The sequence below is a fragment of the Pseudoalteromonas sp. A22 genome (assembly GCF_018141345.1).
Taxonomy (GTDB): Bacteria; Pseudomonadota; Gammaproteobacteria; order Enterobacterales; family Alteromonadaceae; genus Pseudoalteromonas; species Pseudoalteromonas maricaloris.
Genome location: NZ_CP047238.1, coordinates 59,667 through 79,922, shown reverse-complemented (window position 1 = coordinate 79,922; position 20,256 = coordinate 59,667). Strand labels below are relative to the sequence as shown.

At 45.6% G+C, this 20,256-nt stretch carries 17 protein-coding genes and 1 pseudogene; 12 read left to right on the top strand and 6 right to left on the bottom strand.

Annotated elements, in window-relative coordinates; all coding sequences use genetic code 11:
• The first annotated feature begins 16 nt into the window (after nucleotides 1-16).
• The 5 genes and pseudogenes from dapF (at nucleotide 17) to GSF04_RS05455 (ending at nucleotide 4,689) form a co-directional block, all read left to right on the top strand.
• Nucleotides 17-847, top strand: coding sequence for a diaminopimelate epimerase (dapF, locus tag GSF04_RS05475; protein WP_039491011.1), 831 nt, complete (start codon nucleotides 17-19; stop codon nucleotides 845-847).
• Nucleotides 844-1,470, top strand: a complete 627-nt coding sequence (locus GSF04_RS05470) for a DUF484 family protein (protein WP_130163258.1) — start codon at nucleotides 844-846, stop codon at nucleotides 1,468-1,470. The genes dapF and GSF04_RS05470 overlap by 4 nt, the downstream gene beginning before the upstream one ends.
• Nucleotides 1,467-2,389: pseudogene (locus GSF04_RS05465) on the top strand (tyrosine recombinase XerC). Before GSF04_RS05470 ends, GSF04_RS05465 begins: the two are co-directional and overlap by 4 nt.
• Nucleotides 2,390-2,391: 2 nt before the next feature.
• Nucleotides 2,392-3,093 (top strand): HAD-IA family hydrolase, encoded by a 702-nt coding sequence (locus GSF04_RS05460; protein ID WP_211858968.1) that lies wholly within the window; start codon nucleotides 2,392-2,394, stop codon nucleotides 3,091-3,093.
• Between the two features lie 84 nt (nucleotides 3,094-3,177).
• The gene (locus tag GSF04_RS05455; RefSeq protein WP_211858967.1) at nucleotides 3,178-4,689 is read left to right on the top strand and encodes a peptide MFS transporter; all 1,512 of its coding nucleotides are present in this window, start codon (nucleotides 3,178-3,180) and stop codon (nucleotides 4,687-4,689) included.
• Between the two features lie 29 nt (nucleotides 4,690-4,718).
• Here the strand turns inward: GSF04_RS05455 and GSF04_RS05450 are convergent, their stop codons facing one another.
• Nucleotides 4,719-6,059 (bottom strand): hypothetical protein, encoded by a 1,341-nt coding sequence (locus GSF04_RS05450; RefSeq protein WP_039491006.1) that lies wholly within the window; start codon nucleotides 6,057-6,059, stop codon nucleotides 4,719-4,721.
• Nucleotides 6,060-6,174: 115 nt separating this feature from the next.
• Here GSF04_RS05450 and GSF04_RS05445 point away from each other — a divergent pair, with 115 nt between their 5' ends.
• Nucleotides 6,175-7,044, top strand: coding sequence for an SDR family oxidoreductase (locus GSF04_RS05445; protein ID WP_211858966.1), 870 nt, complete (start codon nucleotides 6,175-6,177; stop codon nucleotides 7,042-7,044).
• A 3-nt stretch (nucleotides 7,045-7,047) separates the two neighbouring features.
• Here the strand turns inward: GSF04_RS05445 and GSF04_RS05440 are convergent, their stop codons facing one another.
• The gene (locus GSF04_RS05440) at nucleotides 7,048-7,353 is read right to left on the bottom strand and encodes a DUF6482 family protein (protein ID WP_045964690.1); all 306 of its coding nucleotides are present in this window, start codon (nucleotides 7,351-7,353) and stop codon (nucleotides 7,048-7,050) included.
• 81 nt (nucleotides 7,354-7,434) lie between these two features.
• On the opposite strand from GSF04_RS05440, the gene GSF04_RS05435 reads away from it, so the two are divergent.
• Nucleotides 7,435-8,127: a pseudouridine synthase gene (locus GSF04_RS05435; RefSeq protein WP_211858965.1), complete on the top strand. Its 693-nt coding sequence runs from the start codon at nucleotides 7,435-7,437 to the stop codon at nucleotides 8,125-8,127.
• 23 nt (nucleotides 8,128-8,150) lie between these two features.
• Here the strand turns inward: GSF04_RS05435 and GSF04_RS05430 are convergent, their stop codons facing one another.
• A complete protein-coding gene (locus GSF04_RS05430) occupies nucleotides 8,151-8,537 on the bottom strand; it encodes an MAPEG family protein (RefSeq protein WP_039491002.1) in 387 nt (128 codons plus the stop codon).
• Between the two features lie 304 nt (nucleotides 8,538-8,841).
• On the opposite strand from GSF04_RS05430, the gene GSF04_RS05425 reads away from it, so the two are divergent.
• Complete coding sequence (locus tag GSF04_RS05425; RefSeq protein ID WP_211858964.1) at nucleotides 8,842-9,711, top strand: DMT family transporter; 870 nt, start codon at nucleotides 8,842-8,844, stop codon at nucleotides 9,709-9,711.
• Here the strand turns inward: GSF04_RS05425 and GSF04_RS05420 are convergent.
• Nucleotides 9,698-10,012, bottom strand: coding sequence for a multidrug efflux SMR transporter (locus GSF04_RS05420; RefSeq protein ID WP_010604216.1), 315 nt, complete (start codon nucleotides 10,010-10,012; stop codon nucleotides 9,698-9,700). The two genes, GSF04_RS05425 and GSF04_RS05420, sit on opposite strands and share 14 nt — an antisense overlap.
• 1 nt (nucleotide 10,013) lies before the next feature.
• Complete coding sequence (locus GSF04_RS05415) at nucleotides 10,014-11,540, bottom strand: bifunctional GNAT family N-acetyltransferase/carbon-nitrogen hydrolase family protein (protein ID WP_010378119.1); 1,527 nt, start codon at nucleotides 11,538-11,540, stop codon at nucleotides 10,014-10,016.
• A gap of 157 nt (nucleotides 11,541-11,697) precedes the next feature.
• Between GSF04_RS05415 and GSF04_RS05410 the strand changes: the two genes are divergently transcribed.
• Nucleotides 11,698-12,768 carry a diguanylate cyclase gene (locus GSF04_RS05410; RefSeq protein WP_039490999.1) on the top strand — a complete coding sequence of 357 codons (1,071 nt, stop codon included), beginning with the start codon at nucleotides 11,698-11,700 and terminating at the stop codon, nucleotides 12,766-12,768.
• 28 nt (nucleotides 12,769-12,796) lie between these two features.
• Here the strand turns inward: GSF04_RS05410 and GSF04_RS05405 are convergent, their stop codons facing one another.
• Nucleotides 12,797-15,082 (bottom strand): penicillin acylase family protein, encoded by a 2,286-nt coding sequence (locus tag GSF04_RS05405; protein WP_211858963.1) that lies wholly within the window; start codon nucleotides 15,080-15,082, stop codon nucleotides 12,797-12,799.
• Between the two features lie 195 nt (nucleotides 15,083-15,277).
• On the opposite strand from GSF04_RS05405, the gene GSF04_RS05400 reads away from it, so the two are divergent.
• The 3 genes from GSF04_RS05400 to nadE all read left to right on the top strand — a co-directional run bounded on the left by GSF04_RS05400 (nucleotide 15,278) and on the right by nadE (nucleotide 20,253).
• Entirely contained in the window at nucleotides 15,278-18,634 is a 3,357-nt protein-coding gene (locus tag GSF04_RS05400; protein WP_211858962.1) for an ATP-binding protein, read from the top strand.
• Between the two features lie 95 nt (nucleotides 18,635-18,729).
• Nucleotides 18,730-19,356: a DUF480 domain-containing protein gene (locus GSF04_RS05395; RefSeq protein ID WP_211858961.1), complete on the top strand. Its 627-nt coding sequence runs from the start codon at nucleotides 18,730-18,732 to the stop codon at nucleotides 19,354-19,356.
• 60 nt (nucleotides 19,357-19,416) lie between these two features.
• Nucleotides 19,417-20,253 (top strand): ammonia-dependent NAD(+) synthetase, encoded by an 837-nt coding sequence (gene nadE, locus GSF04_RS05390; RefSeq protein ID WP_039490991.1) that lies wholly within the window; start codon nucleotides 19,417-19,419, stop codon nucleotides 20,251-20,253.
• Nucleotides 20,254-20,256 lie beyond the last annotated feature (3 nt).

The following is a 20,256-nucleotide window of genomic DNA, read 5'->3' as shown; positions in this document are numbered from 1 at the left end:
AAAAGATAACCACTCTATGTTTATAAACTTTTCAAAAATGCATGGTTTAGGCAACGACTTTGTGGTGATAGATAATGTCACCCAAAATGTGTTTTTGTCTCGAGACCAAATTAAGAAGTTAGCAGATCGCCACTTTGGAATTGGCTTTGATCAGCTGTTGATGGTTGAAGCGCCTTATTCCCCGGACTTAGATTTTCATTATCGTATTTTCAATGCCGATGGTAACGAAGTTGAGCAATGTGGTAACGGTGCTCGCTGTTTTGCTCGCTTTGTCCGCATGAAGGGCTTAACGAACAAACACAAGGTTTGTGTCTCAACAAAGGGCGGCAATATCACCCTGTATACCGAAAAAGACGGCCAAGTTACCGTGAATATGGGCAAACCGAACTTTAACCCACAAGCCATTCCGTTTCGTGCAAACAAACAAGAAAACACCTATATTTTAAGAGCCGACGAACATACGGTGTTTTGTAGCGCGGTTTCTATGGGCAATCCTCATGGCGTGATTATTGTCGATAGTGTAGAAACCGCTGAGGTAGCTACACTTGGGCCACTCCTTGAACACCATGAACGTTTCCCACAAAAGGCCAATATTGGCTTTATGGAAGTAGTTTCTCGTGAATACGTTAAGCTACGTGTTTGGGAGCGCGGCGCTGGCGAAACGCTTGCCTGTGGCACAGGAGCATGTGCTGCCGTAGTTGCAGGCATAATGCAAGGCAAGTTAGAAGAAACCGTTAGGGTCGACCTACCAGGTGGCAGTCTTCAAGTGCGTTGGGGCGGTCAAGGTCAAGTAGTGAAAATGACCGGACCGGCGGAGCATGTTTTTGATGGGCAAATCGCAATATGACCATAAAAGAAGCAAATTCAACTGAACAATTAGTCATTGAGTACCTGCGCAAGCATCCTGATTTTTTGCTCAGGCACCCTTATGTGCTATTGGATTTGCAGCTACACCACCAGCAGCAAGGGCTCCCAAACCTTGCTTTGCACCAACAGCGGATGCTCCGCGACGAAGTCAACTCGCTACAGCAGCAGATCAAAGATATGGTCCATTATGCAAAAGCCAACGAGCTGGTTTTCAAGCAATTGAGTGAATGCCAATTGGCTATCATGCGTTGTACTGAGTTGAGTGCAATCAATCATACGTTAGCACAGCGCTTTGAGGACCACCCGGACATCCAAGCATGTAAACTCATCAACATCGATGATACGCTTTTGGAACTAGTGTCAGCTAAACTGAGCAGTAACAACTGCTACTTAGGACGACTCAGTCCGTCACAAGCTGAACTCTTGTTTGCCGATATTGAAGTAGGATCGGTAGCACTTTACCGCGTTGATGCGTCAGACAAAGGTCGCTTTATTCTGGCCTTTGCCAGCCGCTCACCAGAACACTTTTCGCCACAACACGACAATATGTTGATCACGGCTTTTATTCAAACATTATCGCTTAAGCTCGAAGCGCTGGCATGAGCCTAACATCACTATCGGAAGATTGGACGCAACCAGTAACCGCCTTTATGGCACACTTGCGCCACGAAAAGCACTACTCAGAACATACACTAACCCAATACAACACTCAGCTTATTCAAGCAGCGCAGTATTTTTGTGACCACGCCTCTTCTTGGCTAGAAGTCAGTGGTGAGCAAATTCGCCGCTACAGCATGAAGCTTCGCGGTCAAAATTACAGCCCAAGAACTATCAACCTTAAGCTCAGTTGTATTCGGAGCTTATATAAATTTCTCAAGCTCAAGTCACAATCACAACAGGCTGTCGTCAATCCCGCACAAGGGATCCGAGGGCCTAAGTTTCAAAAGCCACTCCCAAAGAACCTTGATGTTGACCAAATGGGACAACTTCTGGAAATTCAGGCAGATGACGCGCTTGCCATTCGTGATAAAGCCATGATGGAATTAATGTACTCTAGTGGTTTGCGATTAAGCGAGTTGGTTGGCGCAAACCTATTGGATGTCAAAGACGGTGAAATACGCGTGCTTGGTAAAGGCGGCAAGGAGCGTGTTGTGCCTGTCGGCGGCAAAGCGCTAAACGCACTAGCTGATTGGCTCAAAATAAGGCCGCAATTTGCAACATTGGAAGAACCTGCGCTTTTTGTGAGCAAATTAAAGCGCCGGATCAGCCCTCGCCATGTCCGCGCAAGAATGAAAGAATGGGGGTTGAAACAAGGGGTTAGTACACCTATTCACCCCATAAACTGAGGCACTCGTTCGCCAGCCACATGCTAGAATCCAGCGGTGACTTGCGCGCGGTACAAGAGATGCTTGGACATGCCAGCTTATCAGCCACACAGGTCTACACCCATTTAGATTTTCAACATTTAGCAAAAGTGTATGATAGCGCTCACCCAAGAGCGAAAAAGCAAAAAGACGAGTAACAATGCGATTCAATAAGCCCATTTCAGACATTGCCGCCATCAGTTTTGATTTAGACGATACGCTATACGATAACAGGCCTGTTATCATTGCGGCCGTTAACGCCATGACAGCGCACCTGAATGCGATTCCCGAGTGGCAAGCGAAAGGGCGATCATTCTGGTCTCAGTGCCGAAACGAAGCACTCAAACAAAACAGTGCGCTCGCAGAAGATGTGACAAAGTGGCGTCAAGTGGCACTTGAATGGGGCTTCACGGCACTGGGCTTTGATACCGCAACAAGTAAACAGCACGCACTACGTGCCTACCAAGCCTTTGCCGATGCCCGCAGTAATATCACGGTCAGCGACGCCGTCATCAGCCTGCTTGCTCAGTTACGCAGTCAATATCACATCATTGCTATCACTAATGGTAATGTCGAGATAGATAAATTTAATCTTCGCGATAGTTTTGATTTAGTGCTTCGCGCCGGAATTGATGGCCGCGCCAAACCTCACCCTGAGCTTTACCAGCTTGCCTGCCAGCATTTTAACCTTGCACCACATCAACTTCTGCATGTTGGCGATAGCTTAGATACCGATGTGCAAGGAGCACACCGTGCCGGCTGCCCTAGTGTTTGGCTTCGCAATCAATTTGCGCCATACCAGTACAAAGGATTGGCTAATGTGGAAATCGATGACATACAAATGTTAAAAAAGATGATGTAATGTTTCCTTTCATGCGGTTGCATTCGGTGCTTGAATAACGTACTAATATTGACTTCCAAAAAACGATAATAATGGAAGTGAAATATGTCATCACAGGACACAACAAGTGATACAGGCTTTTTTGGTCATCCAAAAGGCCTACAGACTTTGTTTCTCACCGAGATGTGGGAACGAATGAGTTATTATGGCATGCGTGCCATGTTAGTACTTTTCATGACGGCCACCTTACAGCAAGAAGGCCTTGGCTTCACCGTTGCCTCCGCTGCCGCAATATATGGCCTCTATACTGGCTCGGTTTATTTCTTAGGTCTACCGGGAGGTTGGATAGCAGACCGTTTATTGGGTGGCCAACGTGCGGTTTGGTACGGCGGCATTATCATCATGTGCGGCCACATCATTCTTGCCATCCCAAGTCAATTTTCCTTTTTTGTTGGCCTTATCTTTGTTGCCAGTGGCACTGGTTTATTAAAACCCAATATTAGCGCTATGGTTGGCCAGCTTTATAACGATGAAGATAACCGCCGCGATAGTGGTTACGCGATTTACTATATGGGGATCAACCTAGGGTCTGTGATCGGCTATGCGGTATGTGGCTACTTTATGGAAAACGTTGGTTGGCATTGGGCCTTTGGTGCAGCCGCGGTGGGCATGGCAATCGGTTTAGTCAATTATCGCCTAACAGACAAACACATCGCTACCGTTGGCAATGCGCCAACTAACCCAATGACGGGGAGTCAAAGTGCTAAAGCTTGGGGTGCGATTGTTTTAGTCATTGCGGCTGTTGCAGCAATAACGGCAGCGGCGTTTGCAGGTGTTTTTGTGATAAACCCCGTAGAGCTCGCAAAATATGTCGCGATAGCTTTTACTGTCACTTTCTTTTTGTATTACGGTTATATCTACTTTGGCGGTGATCTTGATGCCGATGAAAAGCGCCGGATGTGGGCACTCTTTTTGGTTTGCGTTGCGTCCACTTGTTTTTGGTCTGGTTTTGAACAAGCAGGCTCATCGCTTAATCTATTTGCCCGCGATTACACCGACAGATTAATCGGCAGTTTTAGTATTCCAACCGCTTGGTTCCAATCGGCCAACGCTTTTTTCATTATCGTGTTATCCCCTTTCTTTGCTGCGCTTTGGATTAACTTAGCTAAGCGCATGATCACGCCAACCTATAGCGTGAAATGTGCGATTGGCCTTATCATCATGGCGAGCGGATTTATTATGATGTTTTTCGCTTCCCAATATGCAGCTCAAGGCCTACAAGTAGCACCAATGTGGTTGATCACCACTTACTTTCTGCACACCGTGGGTGAACTTTGTTTAAGCCCAGTGGCGTTGAGCGCAGTAAGTAAGTTATCTCCCAAACGTTTTGCTGGGCAAATGATGGGGGTTTTCGTACTCACCTACTCCATTGGTAATATCTTCTCGGGTCTGCTCGCTGGTAGCTTTGATCCTAATAATATCGAAGACTTACCAAATCTATACCTACAAATTGCGCTATTTACTATCGGTATTGGTGTATTTGTCGGTGTACTTGGTCTAAAAACCAAGCATTGGGAAAAGCAATCTGAAAAGCCGCTCACAGAGCAAACGGCTTAAATGAATTGAAGATGTAGGAGTGATGGCTTCTACATCTTCTCAAACTCAGCAGAAACAAGCTGGCCGTCATAAGATTTGAAGTGGCCAACCCAATCAGAGTTTACTACTTCTATCATGCCATATAGATTTTCAATCGAGCCTATTTGAGATGCGCGACTTTCAGGGTCAAGATAATTTACCCCATAGAATTGCCAAGGAGTAAGTACATTCGATATCACGCTCAATCCAGATAAATTAGCATTGCTTAACGACCAACTCTCTAGCAGCTTAACTCCTATCACTCGGCCAAATTGGCTTTGTTCAATTAACTGATTACACCCGGTGTAAAATAGCGTTTGTTTATCTATGCCACGCCATTGCATTAAGCCGCCCTGATGCTTTGTAATAAAAGCTTTGATGTCTTCTTGACCACTCCAGCATGCAGGAGCAATTGGTTTCGCAATCTCTGTTTTGCCTATGGTTAGGGCAGATAATTTGGTCTTCGGATCGGTAGTATATCTTCCCTCGACAAAAAACTTAATGTCAGGAAACTTTTCCTTAAGTGCAGAAACTGTCATCTCATCCAAGTCACGGTTTGCAATTTGAGTTTGCTGGTGACTTAGTGGTGTCGCAAGATCAACATCATAAATATCAATTAGATTTGCAAGACTGATAGGAAGAAGATTGAATGCATATTGGTACCCGACGAGCTTATCATGTTCAAATAAAAACGCGTTATTGCGACCAATAAATGCAAACTTTTGATAAGCATTAATAGGCCATTGCATCGTAAAACGGCCTATTTTTTCTTCCGCTTGTGAAAAAGAGTCTCCGAGCTTAATACCAAATACTTGGTCCGTAGTAACAGAAGTATCAAGTACCTCTGTTAGCTTTGGCTTGAGTCGACTTTTGTTCGGATCAATCGTTGTGTTATAAGTAATTGAATGGGTCGTTGGTTTGGATGAAAAAACAGCACCAGATATCAGCTCAGTGTTTTTTGCTGTAAGTACTTCAGTATAATGACAAGATAAAACGGGCTGAGCTACAACTTTCCCGGATACAACAGCTCTTTTCGACCACCCATCAGCCGTTCTTTTGAATGAAGCATTTTTAATAATTATACCTTTCTCAAACGCTTTAGCTTCTTCAGATAACGCGTCAAATAGTGACAATCTAACATCGTCAAACAGCGCTGTGACAACATCCGATAACTCACCATTACTCGCCTCTTGTCCCCCCAACAAACGCATTGACTTTGAGCTTTGCTTGTATATTTCAATGGGCGCTTTACTTTCATCAATGACACAATCACTATTTTTCGCAAATATTTGGGTCGCACTCACTTGCACACTCACCGCAAACAAACCAGCTAGCAAAATATTTTTTTTCATTTTATTGTCCCTTTTTTAGCCTTATCTCAACCTTAGCGTAATCCGATACAAATCTGTAGTTTTTCTTCCGACTTTGCTACTGTACTGACTCTTTTAAAAAAGGATGCTGTTATCTATGTCTAAAGTCATGATCACTGGTGCAACGGGCTTGCTTGGCCGCGCACTTTGCCAAGAGCTAAGTAGTACCCACGAGATTTTAGGATGTGGCTTTAGCCGAGCAGCCGCGCCACTTCACAAACTTGACTTGGCTGACCACAGTTCGGTTTTAGATTTCTTAGATAATCACGGGCCAGAGATACTTATTCACGCAGCAGCAGAGCGCAGGCCAGAACAATGTGAGCGAGACCAAGCGGCGACGCTTGCGCTCAATGTTGCGGCAACCGAGTTCTTAACCCAAGCCTGCCGCGAAAGAGATATTCGATTTTTCTTTATTAGTACTGACTATGTGTTTGACGGCACCTCAGCACCTTATGTTGAAACAGATATCACTAATCCTGTGAACTTCTACGGCCAAACCAAGCAAGCTGCGGAGCGCACGATCCTCGCAGACAGCGCATCACATACCATAGTACGAGTGCCTGTATTATACGGCGAGGTAAAAACGCCGGAAGAATCTGCGGTAACCATTATTGCAAAACAGCTGTTAGCCAACCCCGCTTCAAGTCACGATAATTGGGCCATTCGCTACCCCACCCATGTTAATGATATTGCACTAACGCTCAAAGATGTTATCGCACAGCCTAGCCTTGGTGGGATTATTCATATCAGTGGCAATCAAGCATTCACTAAGTATGAAATGGCGCAGGTCATGGCGCAGGCTTTGCGGCTACCGACCCAGGATCTCATGCCGCTGAGCCAACCGAGTGACGATGCCACAAGGCCACAAAATTGCGCTCTAAAAGACACTAGATTGATTAACATGGGGATCGCCCACCACCGCGATTTTGCAACTGCGGTGAGTGAAGTGCTCACAAAACACAGATAACTTTTAAAACAGGTTATTACGACCAAAGGGCACTTCTAATGTATTGTCATTGGCTGATACTGGGTGCCCTACCATCTCGTCATAAGCGCTTTGATGCCTAATCACCATTTCCATGTAGCTAATATCAAGCAGGCGTTTTTGAATTTGCAGCGGGTTATGTGCTTTTAAAAACTCGCCATTTTCTTCCGTGACATAATATTCCACATTATTAATAAGCACACTGACTTGATAAAGCGCTAAATCGATGGAATGCACTATTACCTTTTGCAGCGGTTGATGTTGTTTTAACTTTGAAAACGCAATGGCCATTGATATTCCCCATGCATAGATCCAAACAGTCTGTTGCCCTACAATACGCGCTGTTATCTCTTTTTGATCATGTGAATGTCTATGTCCTATCCGATGCGTTTGGCCAAATATCTCAGCCACTGCGGTGTTTGCTCTAGGCGACAAGCGTCTCGCTTAATTGATAGCGCAAGAGTGACCGTAAATGGCCGCTTGGCAAACCATATAGATCACATCAATTTGACCGATTGCATTATGGTCGATGGTGAACCGGTCGCGCCGCCACAAGCGAGAAGACTCTTTGTTTACCATAAACCCGTGGGTATAGACTGCAAAGTGAATCCAGATGACCCTGCGAGTATCTACCATGTACTACCAAAATCGTGTCGTGTGTATCCAATAGGTCGGTTAGACAAAGACAGCAGGGGGCTACTACTACTCACCAATGATGGGGCACTGTGTCAGCAGTTAATCCACCCTGACCATCATCAAGAGAAAGAATATGAGGTGCAAGTTGACAAGCCTCTAGACCCAGATTTTTGCCTTAAAATGGCAGCCGGCGTGCCAGTGAAGGGCCAAATAACCCTCCCCTGTACCGTTGAGCAAATCGCACATGACCGCTTTAGAATAGTGTTACGCCAAGGACTCAATCGCCAGATCAGAAGAATGGCACATTACTGTGGTTATCGGGTTATCGACTTATACCGAGTGCGTATCGCAAACTTAGCATTGACACAGCTAGAGGTTAACTCCGCTGAAGTGAAAGAGATTTCAGCAGAGTTAATTCAGTTGACCTAAGTGTAGAGTCACGCAAAGGACGACTATAAACCACACACCACAATAATGGCGATAGCACAGCCGAGTCCTAGCGCCCAGACAATGGAGCGCAGCACGTCAATATTCGCCCAATACAGCACACAATATAATGCTCGAGCGACAATATGGCCTATCGCTAGCCATTCGACTAGAGGAGTGTAGGTTTGGGTGCCAAACGCAACGGCCAAGGCGACAGCAAACACGGCTAATGACTCAAAACAGTTTTGATGTGCGGCCAGCGCTCTTGCCCCCAGCCCAGTTAGTTTCTTTTGCTGTTCACGCGGGTGCTTGTTGTCGTAGCCCCCTTCTTTATTCATCGCCACTGCCACAGGGATTTTGGCAAAATAAGGTAGTAAGATGGCAAGAATTGCACAGATGATTAGTATACCCACAAGATACTCCTTCAACCTTTTGATTATTCAACTCAGTAGAGCAGAATAGCGTTAAAAAGAAAAGCCATAAGTGAATACGTAATACCCTAACCTATGGCCCAATCTTGTAGCATCGACGTTAATCATATCGTGATACTGAAAATTGAACATGTGGCAAATTGTCGCAGTACGCCAACCACAAGAATGCTTCCGTAGCACCTTGAATACACATTGAATTATTTTCACTATCACGATAATTCATTTATTCAGACTCGCTCCTATCCGGTATGCTGATACACATTCGAGCATTGTAGAGTCACCTTTCATGTGGATTTTGTTCACCTTACTAGCTGCTTTTTCTCAGGCTTGGCGAAATGCTTTTCAAAGCAAATTGAGTGAAAGCGCCTCCACAGCCAGCGTCACCTTAGCAAGATTTATTTTAGCCAGCCCACTTGCAGGGCTATATCTTTGGAGCCTTTATCAGATCGCTCCTGCAGAATCGCTCATCATTAACGATGACTTTTTAGCCTTTGTGCTGGGTGCCAGTGTCATGCAAATCATCGCGACGGGGTTAATGGTGGTGCTATTTAAGCAAAATAATTACGCCATAGGCGCTGGACTTGCGAAGAGTGAGGCACTCGTGGCGGCAATTTTGGGCGTACTCTTTTTTGGCTCAAGCTTAACTTTACTCGGTTGGTTTGGTGTCTTTATCGGTGCTATCGCGGTGTTGTTATTGAGCGGTTTTAGTCTGCGTGCTTTCAATGGTAAAACTGCACTAGTGGGACTTGCCTGTGGAACAAGCTTCGCGCTTACTTCTCTTTGGGTGCGTGAAGCCAGTATCGCATCGGGCTTACCTTTCCCCCACAGTGCAGCCTGGGTGTTATTATTAGTGCTGGTTTGCCAAACTGTGATGTTGAGTATGTATTTGACAATGCGCGAACCACACTCTTGGCGCGTGCTGTGGCAACGCCGCAAACTGACGCTAGCAATTAGTGTTAGCAGTTGCATCGGTTCTATAGGTTGGTTTAGCGCAATGAACCTTGAGCATGTAGCCTACGTGAAAACCCTTGGCCAAATCGAAGTGTTTTTCACTTTGCTTATCTCATTCTTGTGGCTCAAAGCACCAGTAAAGAAGCGCGACTCAATGGGACTCTTACTCATCGCCGTCGCGGCTATTTTGGTTATGCTAACTTAAGTACCACAACTCCACTGATGATAAGTAACACGCCCAAGTAGCGCATAAAACTACTTGGGTCACCGTAGAAAAAGATACCCACTAAGAATGTGCCTGCCGCGCCAATACCCGTCCACACCGCATACGAGGTACCCAATGGAATTTGCTTTTGCGCCAGCCATAACATCCAGCCGCTCAAGGCCATAAAACCAACGGCTATCACTATGCCTAGCCAACGAGTATCGGCTTGTTGCGCCATTTTCAGACCAACGGGCCAACCTATTTCAAACAGGCCAGCCATAATTAAATAAACCCACGCCATACTATTTTTGTTTCAACTCCACAGAATACAGGTCTTTTCTTCGGTCTCGTAAATTACGCACCGTTCCTTCACTATGCAATATTTTGAGTTTATCTAAATCTAAGTCACTAAATAACAGCATTTCCGTATTTGGTGTTGCTTCATTGAGCGCGGCATCATGAGGAAAAGCAAAGTCCGATGGCGTCAACACCGCTGACTGCGCGTACTGCACATCTAGGCTTTCTACCTGTGGTAGGTTACCAACGCTTCCTGCGATAACCACGTAGCATTCGTTTTCAACCGCACGGGCCTGCGCGCAGTGCCTCACCCTTAAATAGCTATTTTTCGTGTCAGTCCAAAATGGTACAAACAAAATATCCAGCCCTTTTTCAGCCATGATCCGCGATAGCTCTGGAAACTCCACGTCGTAGCATACTTGGATCCCTACTCGGCCCGCGTCCGTATCGAACACTTCAATTTTATCACCGCCTTTGATAACCCAATCATAGTCTTCGTGAGGGGTGATATGAATTTTACGTTGTTCATCCACTTTGCCAGAGCGATGACACAAGTAACTGACGTTATAGAGCTTGTCGCCCTCAAGTAGCGGCATAGAGCCCGTGATAATATTGGCATTGTACTCAATCGCCATTTGCGACATAGCGGCTCTAAACTGCTCGGTATACGTCGCCAATGCACGAATTGCTTCGGTCTGATTTCTATAGCTTCCGAGCCCCATTAGTGGCGCGTTAAAAAACTCAGGGAAAAGGATAAAGTCACTTTGGTAATCCGAGACCGTGTCCACAAAATACTCTACCTGCTTCATTAGCTCCTCTACCGATTCCACCCGGCGCATCTGCCACTGCACGGCCCCCACTCTGACGATGGTTTTCTTGCTTTCGATCACGGTATCGGTTGGCTCGAAGAGAATGTTATTCCACTCAAGTAGGGTCGCATAGCCTTCGGAGTCCTGATCTTCCGGCAGATATTGCTTAAGCAATCGCTTTACTTGGAAGTCGTTGGCAAGTTGGAAGCTTAGAATGGGGTCGTGTAATTCTTTATGGTCGACTTTGTTTATATACTCCATTGGCGACATACTGCCACGGAATTGCTTATAAAGCGGAATACGACCACCCGCTAAAATCGCGCGTAAGTTGTACTGACGACAAAGCTCTTTACGAGCATCATACAGCCGTCGACCAAGACGTAGACCACGATGGCTTTTGGCTATCACTACGTCCAGCCCATACAGCGCATCAGCATTACTATCACTAAAAATTCGGCTATGCGCGTCAACAATGTCTTCATAGGTATGCGGGTTAGAAAAGGTTTGATAGTCAACTTGAACACTCAGCGCGATACCGACGAGACGCTCACCGTCTTTGACACCGATCTGCCCCTCAGGAAACTGGTCAATCAACCTAAATATCGTATGACTAGGCCACGCACCACCGAGATCAGGATAGGCTTCATCCATTAATGATTTAACCTGATCGTAGTCAGACTTTTCTAGGTTACATAGCGTGATCCGCGCTTTTTCTACAGACATATCAACTCCAAAGCTTTTATTATCTACCTATCTCTCACTCTACTACAGCCAACCTTGCTGGATGCTGAGCGAATAACCTGAGCTTAGGTCAAATAGACGGCAAATCACAATAGAGCTTCTATACTTATTTTATTGTGAATACCACAAGAGCTTACGTTTGACTAAATACCACCCTTATAGCAAACCAGACCAAGTAGAAGCATTAAAATTTGCATTATTACGACGTGTGGCCGCGTATTGCATGTGGCTACACGCAGGCCTCATTGGTGTCTTTTGGCATTTAGAGGTGAACATACTTGCTTTGGTAAACGTGGGTAGTGTGCTGATGTGGTACGCTGGCATTAAACTCATTGATGCGAGTAAACCCTCGATTGCACTGCGGGTTTTCTGCCTTGAAGTCGCCATACATGCGACGCTGGTGTGTGCCTATCTCGGCATGTCACTCGGGTTTCAGTACTATCTCTGGACAGTGTCTTGCCTCATGTTGTTAGATTACCAACTCAGGTTACGTAATGCCGTGATTTATTCCGTTGTGTTGATCACGCTTTTCGCAGTCTTAGAATTATTGTTTGGTGATGTTGCCTATCAATATCGCTATCAACAGTTAATTCCCTATGTCCATTTTGCCAATGTGCTCATATGTGGTATTCCAATGATCTACACAATCAGCCACATACGTAAAATGACAGTGCAACAAAGAGACAAATTAGAAGAACTCGCTGCACACGATCCGCTCACACAAATGTTCAACCGTCGCTATGCGCGCGAGTTAATCACCCATGCTAAAGAAAACTGTATCTCCACTCACTCTCCTTTATGTTTGGTGATGGCGGATATCGACCACTTTAAAAAAATCAATGACACCTTTGGCCATGACAAAGGAGATCAAATTTTAAAAAGTGTGGCCGAAACAATCAAAGCACATATTCACCCTGCAGACATTGCAGTTCGTTGGGGTGGTGAAGAGTTTTTAATCGTGCTCGCGCCTTGCTCTAGTGGAGAAGCAATGCAGCGCATGGAAAAACTACGACGAGCCGTCGAGACCACCAGTTTTGAAAACGACATTCTTAAAGTCACCATGAGTTTTGGCGTTGCAAATTGGGATCCTAGCCAAACTTTTGAGGTCGTCATTCAACACGCGGATGCCGCACTTTACGACAGCAAACATTCAGGTCGTAACCGTGTTACCGCAGCACCGATTTTGCGTGTATCGGAGGGTGTAAGTTAATCCCCTCCGATACGTTCAGTGCAAAGCATTACTTAGGTGAAATGACTATCTGGTGAGTTAATTCACCAGGTAGCAAAGGGGTATTCTCCCCTTCGGCATAATCTGCAAATCCAGATCGATAAAACGGTGATAACGGATGTCCACTTTGGCCACCAGCAACCGTTAAAATTGCATTTTGTAAATGACCTGGTTGTGCGATAAAGCGTTGCGATGCGCCGAATGATTTACCCTGCACCGCAGGCATAAAGGTATCACCAAAAGCTTGTGCGGTTGGCATATCTAACAAACCACTCAGCATTGGCATTTGTTTTGAAAAAGGATGCTGCACCTTGAGTGCATTAACATCCCCCCAGCGCCAAGCGGCCATATTACTGCCATATCTTTCGCTAAGTTGCTGCTTGGCAAGCTTGTAAGCAGCCAACTCTAACTCAACCCAAGAACCATGCTCGCCCAACCAACTATTTGGCTGCTCGGTTAAGAGCTGCCAGAGTCCGGACTCAAGATAACGCTTAACCGGCTTCAGCGACAATTTTTGCGTGTTTAAGTGCTGCTCCAAGGGTGTGAAAAGAGTGTCGATCAGTGCGTTGCGGTAGGCTTTCACTAAGGTGTAACCGACTGAATCGGCACAAGCACAAGCCTGCCAGTCATTAAGGAGCGACATATCATTTTCAAAAGATGCGGAATGTTGGTTTTGCAATAGAGATACTAAGTGCTCGTGCCACGGGGCTAAAAACTTGGCGCGATTGTCCAATTGCAGCTGATAGAAATCCGCTTCCGTAAATTGTTGCTGACCTAACAGTCCATCGCGGATCTGCACAGCACGTGCACCTAACGCATAGCCGCCATCACCAAACCTTTGATTATCTGCAACTGAAACCACGCGAGAGTTAGCCGTCCACAATTTACCGTTTTCAGGGTTTTGCACAACCGGGCGAACTTGTTCGTTGTGCTGCCACGCTTGCTCATATTGCTCTGTATTCAACGCCGTGTCATGAGCTATTTTACGTGCAGGAATAGCCCCCATCGGCGTCCAAGCAGCTGCCCCTTTACTGTCTACCACCATCAAGTTTTGTACAGGGATCCCTACCGTTTTGGCATGTTCTGTTGCTTGCTGAACTTCGGTTAATCGCTCAAGTTGCACAAGCTCTAAGTTTACGGCATAGGGTTGATGAGCAACCCAACTCAGCGCTAGCTTCTTATGTCCAAGTTGTTTAACGGGACCAAATGTACTCATTTCCAATTTATAGGAATGGCTTTTGCCATCAGGCAATTTAATTTCTTCAGCAATGAACTGCGTCTTGGCGTCTGCGTCAAGCTCAATCCAATCGGCTGTATCTAAATAACCATTGGTGAATCCCCACGCTATGCGATTATTGCTTCCAACCACAATGGCTGGAGCGCCTGGTAACGACACCCCAGTTACCTGAATTGCATGGCCCTGATCCTGATAATTAAGCTGGGCACGATACCAAATCGACGGCACATTTAAGCCAAGGTGCATATCGTCGGATAACATTGCCGAACCTGTCTTTGTAAGCGCACCTGTTACGGCCCAATTATTACTGCCGTAAAGCGGCACATCAGCAATATGTGATGGCTGAGCTTGCACGATTTGTTGCTGTAATACAGGAATAGTAACTGGCGATGCCGTAAGTACACTGCTATCCAAAGCAGCCTGATATTGACTAGGCTGCAAGATAAAATCGAGCATATCTTGACCATATTGCTGCTTAAGCGCAATTAGGGTTTCATCGCGCTCATAAGTACCTGCTTGCAAGTCTAGATACATGCTAAAAATAGTGAGTAAGCTGTCTTCTGGCTGCCATGGTGCAGGAGTTGCACCTAGAAGCAGGTATTCAAAACTGGTGAAGCCAGATTGTACTCGCCCATCGTTCACCCCTTGTGTATAACGCTCAAGGATTTGCCTATGCGCCTCAGGTAAGGACATCACGATAAGCTTTGCCCGTTTTCTGAATTGATGGAATCGCATGCTTTCATCAAGGCCAATGGCCGCCGAGCCAAATAACTCACTCAATTCACCTGCGGCATTGCGACGCAACAGGTCCATTTGGAAAAAGCGGTCCTGACCATGTGCAAAACCCAATCCATACGACGCATCTGCTCGGGTGTCAGCCGACACCACAGCTTGCCCCATAGCATCGCGCGCTACCGTTACTGTATTATCAATCTCCGATGTACTTCCTTTACCATCCAGTGCGGGCAAGCTCAGCGCAAGCAAGCCATATATACTTGCAGTACCAAGCAATACCAGTAACAGCAGAGCGACAACAATTCGTTTAATCCAAGTAAGCATGACCATCCCTTAACAATGTATCTAGCGCTAATTTATGCCTAGAAGATATAGCATGTCATTGGCTAATAAACCAATATTCTCGACTTTGTCACAGTTATAAGACAATCAAGTTAAAGCATTTTATTTTGGTTAATTAGATTTCGCTTTGCGAGGACTGAACTATAGTTAAATCATCGTCTTCAACACAGAAGCACCATGATCTCTGAACTATCGACATCGCCACTTAAATTTCGCTTTGTGAAATATAGCTTCTGGCTTTTGCTAGTCGTGATCATCGCGGTGGCATGGTATGTTGATCAAGTAAACTATCGCCGCTTAATCGCGATAGAAAAGAGCCGCTCGACCGAGGAAGTGAATGTCTACCGCACTAAAATAGAAGGTATTCTGGCAAAAAATGTACAACTTGTCAGAGGACTAGGCATTGCCCTTTCTGGTCAATCCGAACTCTCTCAAGCTCGCTTCGAACAGCTCGCAAAACCCTTATTCGATAGTAGCCAAATCCTTCGAAATATCGGAGCAGCTCCAAATATGCGGCTCGACTATATTTACCCATTGAAGGGCAATGAAAAAGCCATAGGCTTAGACTACCAAACCCATCCGACGCAAAAATACGGCGCATTACTCGCCAAAGAGAGTCGCGAAATCGTGATGGCAGGCCCACTGGAGTTGCTGCAAGGAGGCACAGGTTTAATCGCAAGAGTTCCCGTTTACACTGACAAAACTCACTTCTGGGGATTACTCTCGGTCGTGCTCGATATGGATAGTTTGTATCAACAAGCAAACTTTACCGCGTTAGAAAGTCAATATCTGATCGCGATTCAAGGCGTCGATGGCAAAGGCCGAGATGGAGATTACTTTTATGGCAATAGTAATATTCATTCGCTTGCTCCCATCGCGTTTAGTGTTAACGTGCCCTCCGGTGAATGGGAACTCTACGCCGTGCCTCGTATTGGTTGGCAGCCCGCAGCAACTGCTGTGTGGCCTTTTCGCTTAGCTATCATCGCATTGATTATCATCTTTATTGCCGCATTTATCTTCATCACTCGACTGCTATCGCAACTGCAACGAAATGCTTTGTCACTGACCAATATGGGTATACTCGCAGAAGTTGGTGCATGGGAAATTAACGTCAAAACACGCGATATTATTTGGTCGGACGTCACTCGTAGTATTTTCTGCGTGCCGAGACAATTTCAGCCCACTTGGATGAATACGACAGAGTTTTTCAAAGCAGGTTTGCACAGAAAGCGTTTGCAAGACTGTGTGGATGAACTTATAAAAACAGGCCATGAGTTCGAAGAAGAGTTTATTATCCAAACCCAAAATCTGGACGACTTATGGGTGCTAGTGAAAGCACGCTCTATTCGCAATGGCAAACGCACTAGCCACATTTTTGGTTCCATTCAAAACATCCATAAACGCAAAATCATGGAAATGGAACACGATAAATTCGCCAAGAATAATGAGCTCCTTGCCCATTTGAGCTCTCACGAAGCCATCTTAAATAACCACCTCAACAAAGCACTCACACTCTGTGCAGATACCTGTAGAAAAGGAGTGGAGGTTAATAAAGTGAGCATTTGGCAATTTAATGAGGATAAAAACCAACTGATCCCAGTATGTTTTTCAAATGCAGCGATGGATAACTTAGAGCACTTTCCTCCTTGGCGAAAAGCAATAGCGCCTGCATTCTTTAGTGAAATTGAGAGTGGTCAAATAATTGCGGCGGAACAAGCTGAAAACCACCCTGCAACCATGGCCCTCACTACAACGTACCTTGAACCTTTTGAAATTAAGGCGATGCTTTGCTGCCCCATCAGTCATAAAAACCAAACCTTAGGCGTTCTTTGTGCAGAGTACGATGTTGTAAGTCCAGGTTGGGGTCAAAGCGATCTCCGTTTAATGAAATCTATCGCCGCCATGCTAGGGAGCCTCTTTATCAATAAGGCCCACCAAAAGGCAAAAAATCAAGCCATCATTGATAAAGACTTAGCAGAACAATCCGCTAAAATGAAAGCAGAGTTTTTAGCCAGTATGAGTCATGAAATACGCACTCCACTCAATGGCGTAATGGGTATGGTTGAGCTCGTCATGCACTCACAACTCACTTCGACTCAACACCACCAGCTCTCTTTGGCACATAGTTCAGCGAAGTCCTTGCTTACCATCATTAATGACATTCTCGACTTTTCCAAAATAGAGGCTGGTAAGCTAACGATCGAATTTGTTGAGTTCGACCTGATCGAGATGTTAAGTAATATGCTGTCTGGTTTTGTGCGCGCCGCTGATGCCAACAATAATCGGCTACATATCGATTTATCAGGTATGAAAGTCCATACCGCACAAACAGATCCTAATCGCCTCAAACAAATCCTTAATAATTTGTTAAGCAATGCGATTAAGTTCACCCATGATGGTTCAGTGACATTAAGCTGCCATACCGAACAAACGGGCGATCAAACTCGGTTATGGTGCAGTGTCGAAGATACTGGTATCGGTATTTCAAAGGAAAAGCTCAATAAAGTTTTTGATTCATTTACCCAAGCAGATTTATCAACCACTCGACAATATGGTGGTACTGGGCTTGGCCTCACCATTGCAAAGCAATTGTCTCAATTGCTCGGTGGCGATCTACAAGCATTTAGTAAAGAACACGTTGGCAGCACGTTTTCCTGCAATGTGCTTTTGACAGCAGCTAAACCCATTACCGTACATGAGAAATCAGATAACTCAACGTTATATATATTAAGCGAAATCAATGAAGACTACGGTAAACTACTGAAGCCCTGGCATATCACGTGCTTACACGTGCAGCAACTAGATATGCTCATGACACAACTGCAACAACCATCCTCACATCTTGCTGTTATTTTGGATGCCAAGTTACTCAATGCCACACCGCGGAAAAAACAACAAGCACTCAAAGCGCAGCTAACACAGCAGCAGATCGTACATATGGTTGCCGTTGAAGAGCAAAGTAGCGAAACGCTCTCACTATTTTCCTCCTGTGAGCGGGTATACTATCCCATTACGCCATATGCAGCACTTCAGGTGTTCAACTCTGATTATCAAGATCCAGACAAGCCGACATCCGTCAAAACCGACTCACAGGTCAATGCTGAACCCCTGTTAGCACGCTCAATCTTATTGGTGGAAGATAATCGGATAAACCAAACCGTTGCGATGACGATGTTAGAGCGTTTAGGTGCAAAAGTCGTCTGCCAAGAAAATGGAGAGTTAGCACTTGCACACTTACAATCAACTAACAAACCTTACGATGTAATTCTAATGGATTGTCAAATGCCAGTGATGGACGGTTATCAGGCAGCACAGCAGATCCGCCAAGGTGTTGCCGGAAAAATCCATCAGCATAGCGTGATCGTTGCACTCACCGCCAACGCGATGCAAGGTGATAGAGAAAAATGCCTTAATGCTGGAATGGATGATTACCTCACCAAACCCATTGACTTTGATGAGCTAAAAGCCAAGCTGCTGCAAATAAAACCGCAGCAAACAATGCAAGCACCTTCGTCTACGGCCCAACAAAGTTAGCTCGCACACTTTGCTACAGTAAATATTGGTATTATATTGCTACTATCAAGATGATGTTATACATCTCATCAGCAACAACAAAAATAAGGAAAGTGATGCAATTAGATACTCAAGAGCAACGCGTACTGGGTAGCTTAATCGAAAAGCAAGTCACCACCCCAGAACAATACCCCATGTCACTCAACGGCCTCACCAATGCGTGTAATCAAAAGTCGAATCGCGAGCCGGTGATGGAACTCTCTCAAAATGATGTGCTAGACACACTGACTCGCCTACAAGAAAAACGCTTAATTACCTGCGACGAAGCACTCTCTGGTCGCGTCGACAAGTACAGCCAGCGCTTTTGTAACAGTGATTTTGGCCACCTTAAAGTCAACGCGAAACAAAAAGCGATTATCTGTTTGTTGTTACTGCGTGGACCACAAACTCCAGGTGAACTGCGTACCCGCAGCAACCGCCTCGCAGAGTTCAGCTCCGTACAGGACGTTGAAGCGACATTAAGTGCGATGCAAGAACAGGATTATGTAGTTAAGCTTGCCAGAGAACCTGGAAAACGAGAAAGTCGTTATCAACACTTGTTTGGTGACCAAGTCGTTGAACCAACAGCGCCTGCAGAACCCATAACCTGCACCCAAAATGACAGCGAAATCGAAAGCTTAATTGCCGAGATTGAGCAATTAAAGCAAGAGCTCGCTACCATCAAAGCACATTTAGGGCTTTAAAAAGCGCGTCAGCACCAACATAATAGAAGTTTATCGCCCCGATAGTATTGAGGAACCAGTATGCGTGAAGCAATCATGGCCGAAATGAAAGTTCAGCCAATTATTGACCCGGAATTTGAAGTCAAACGACGTGTCTCATTTTTAAAAGCACGATTACAAGCCTCTGGCTGCTTCACCCTTGTGCTTGGCATAAGCGGAGGAGTTGATTCGTCAACTTGTGGACGTCTATGTCAGCTAGCTATCGATGAACTCAATGCTGAACATGGTACTGGGGCTTATAAATTTATTGCCATGCGCTTGCCGTATGGCGTTCAAGCTGATGAAGATGAAGCGCAACTTGCACTTGAGTTTATCCAACCGAGTCAGCGCTTAACAGTCAACATCAAGCCTGCGGCCGATGCCATGCACGAGCAAGCACTTGCAGCCATGGCGGGTGGAAGCGTGCCACTGCCTTCACAAGCCAGCGTGGATTTTATTAAAGGAAACGTAAAAGCACGCCAGCGCATGGTCGCGCAGTACGAAATAGCAGGCCTGACTCGCGGTTTAGTCGTCGGCACCGATCACAGCGCTGAAAACATCACGGGCTTTTACACCAAGTTTGGTGACGGCGCCTGCGACTTAGCGCCCTTGTTTGGCCTGTCAAAACGCCAAGTTCGCGCACTAGCGGCTTTTCTCGGGGCACCCGCTGGACTAGTACATAAAGTACCGACAGCCGATCTCGAATGCGACCGTCCTGGCCTTTCCGATGAAGAAGCGCTGGGACTAAGCTATGACAATATTGATGACTTCCTTGAAGGCAAGCCTGTTAGCAGTGAAGTAAACGACAAACTTATTGCCATTTATCAGCGCACCCAACACAAGCGTCAACCAATTCCTACGGTATACGACGAACAATAGTAT

What these genes read in the sequence shown, in the direction of transcription:
- dapF (WP_039491011.1), top strand. Translation starts at nt 17, where the DNA reads ATGTTTATAAACTTTTCAAAAATGCATGGTTTAGGCAACGACTTTGTG.
- GSF04_RS05470 (WP_130163258.1), top strand. Translation starts at nt 844, where the DNA reads ATGACCATAAAAGAAGCAAATTCAACTGAACAATTAGTCATTGAGTAC.
- GSF04_RS05460 (WP_211858968.1), top strand. Translation starts at nt 2,392, where the DNA reads ATGCGATTCAATAAGCCCATTTCAGACATTGCCGCCATCAGTTTTGAT.
- GSF04_RS05455 (WP_211858967.1), top strand. Translation starts at nt 3,178, where the DNA reads ATGTCATCACAGGACACAACAAGTGATACAGGCTTTTTTGGTCATCCA.
- GSF04_RS05450 (WP_039491006.1), bottom strand. Translation starts at nt 6,059, where the DNA reads ATGAAAAAAAATATTTTGCTAGCTGGTTTGTTTGCGGTGAGTGTGCAA.
- GSF04_RS05445 (WP_211858966.1), top strand. Translation starts at nt 6,175, where the DNA reads ATGTCTAAAGTCATGATCACTGGTGCAACGGGCTTGCTTGGCCGCGCA.
- GSF04_RS05440 (WP_045964690.1), bottom strand. Translation starts at nt 7,353, where the DNA reads ATGGCCATTGCGTTTTCAAAGTTAAAACAACATCAACCGCTGCAAAAG.
- GSF04_RS05435 (WP_211858965.1), top strand. Translation starts at nt 7,435, where the DNA reads ATGTCCTATCCGATGCGTTTGGCCAAATATCTCAGCCACTGCGGTGTT.
- GSF04_RS05425 (WP_211858964.1), top strand. Translation starts at nt 8,842, where the DNA reads ATGTGGATTTTGTTCACCTTACTAGCTGCTTTTTCTCAGGCTTGGCGA.
- GSF04_RS05420 (WP_010604216.1), bottom strand. Translation starts at nt 10,012, where the DNA reads ATGGCGTGGGTTTATTTAATTATGGCTGGCCTGTTTGAAATAGGTTGG.
- GSF04_RS05415 (WP_010378119.1), bottom strand. Translation starts at nt 11,540, where the DNA reads ATGTCTGTAGAAAAAGCGCGGATCACGCTATGTAACCTAGAAAAGTCT.
- GSF04_RS05405 (WP_211858963.1), bottom strand. Translation starts at nt 15,082, where the DNA reads ATGCTTACTTGGATTAAACGAATTGTTGTCGCTCTGCTGTTACTGGTA.
- GSF04_RS05400 (WP_211858962.1), top strand. Translation starts at nt 15,278, where the DNA reads ATGATCTCTGAACTATCGACATCGCCACTTAAATTTCGCTTTGTGAAA.
- GSF04_RS05395 (WP_211858961.1), top strand. Translation starts at nt 18,730, where the DNA reads ATGCAATTAGATACTCAAGAGCAACGCGTACTGGGTAGCTTAATCGAA.
- nadE (WP_039490991.1), top strand. Translation starts at nt 19,417, where the DNA reads ATGCGTGAAGCAATCATGGCCGAAATGAAAGTTCAGCCAATTATTGAC.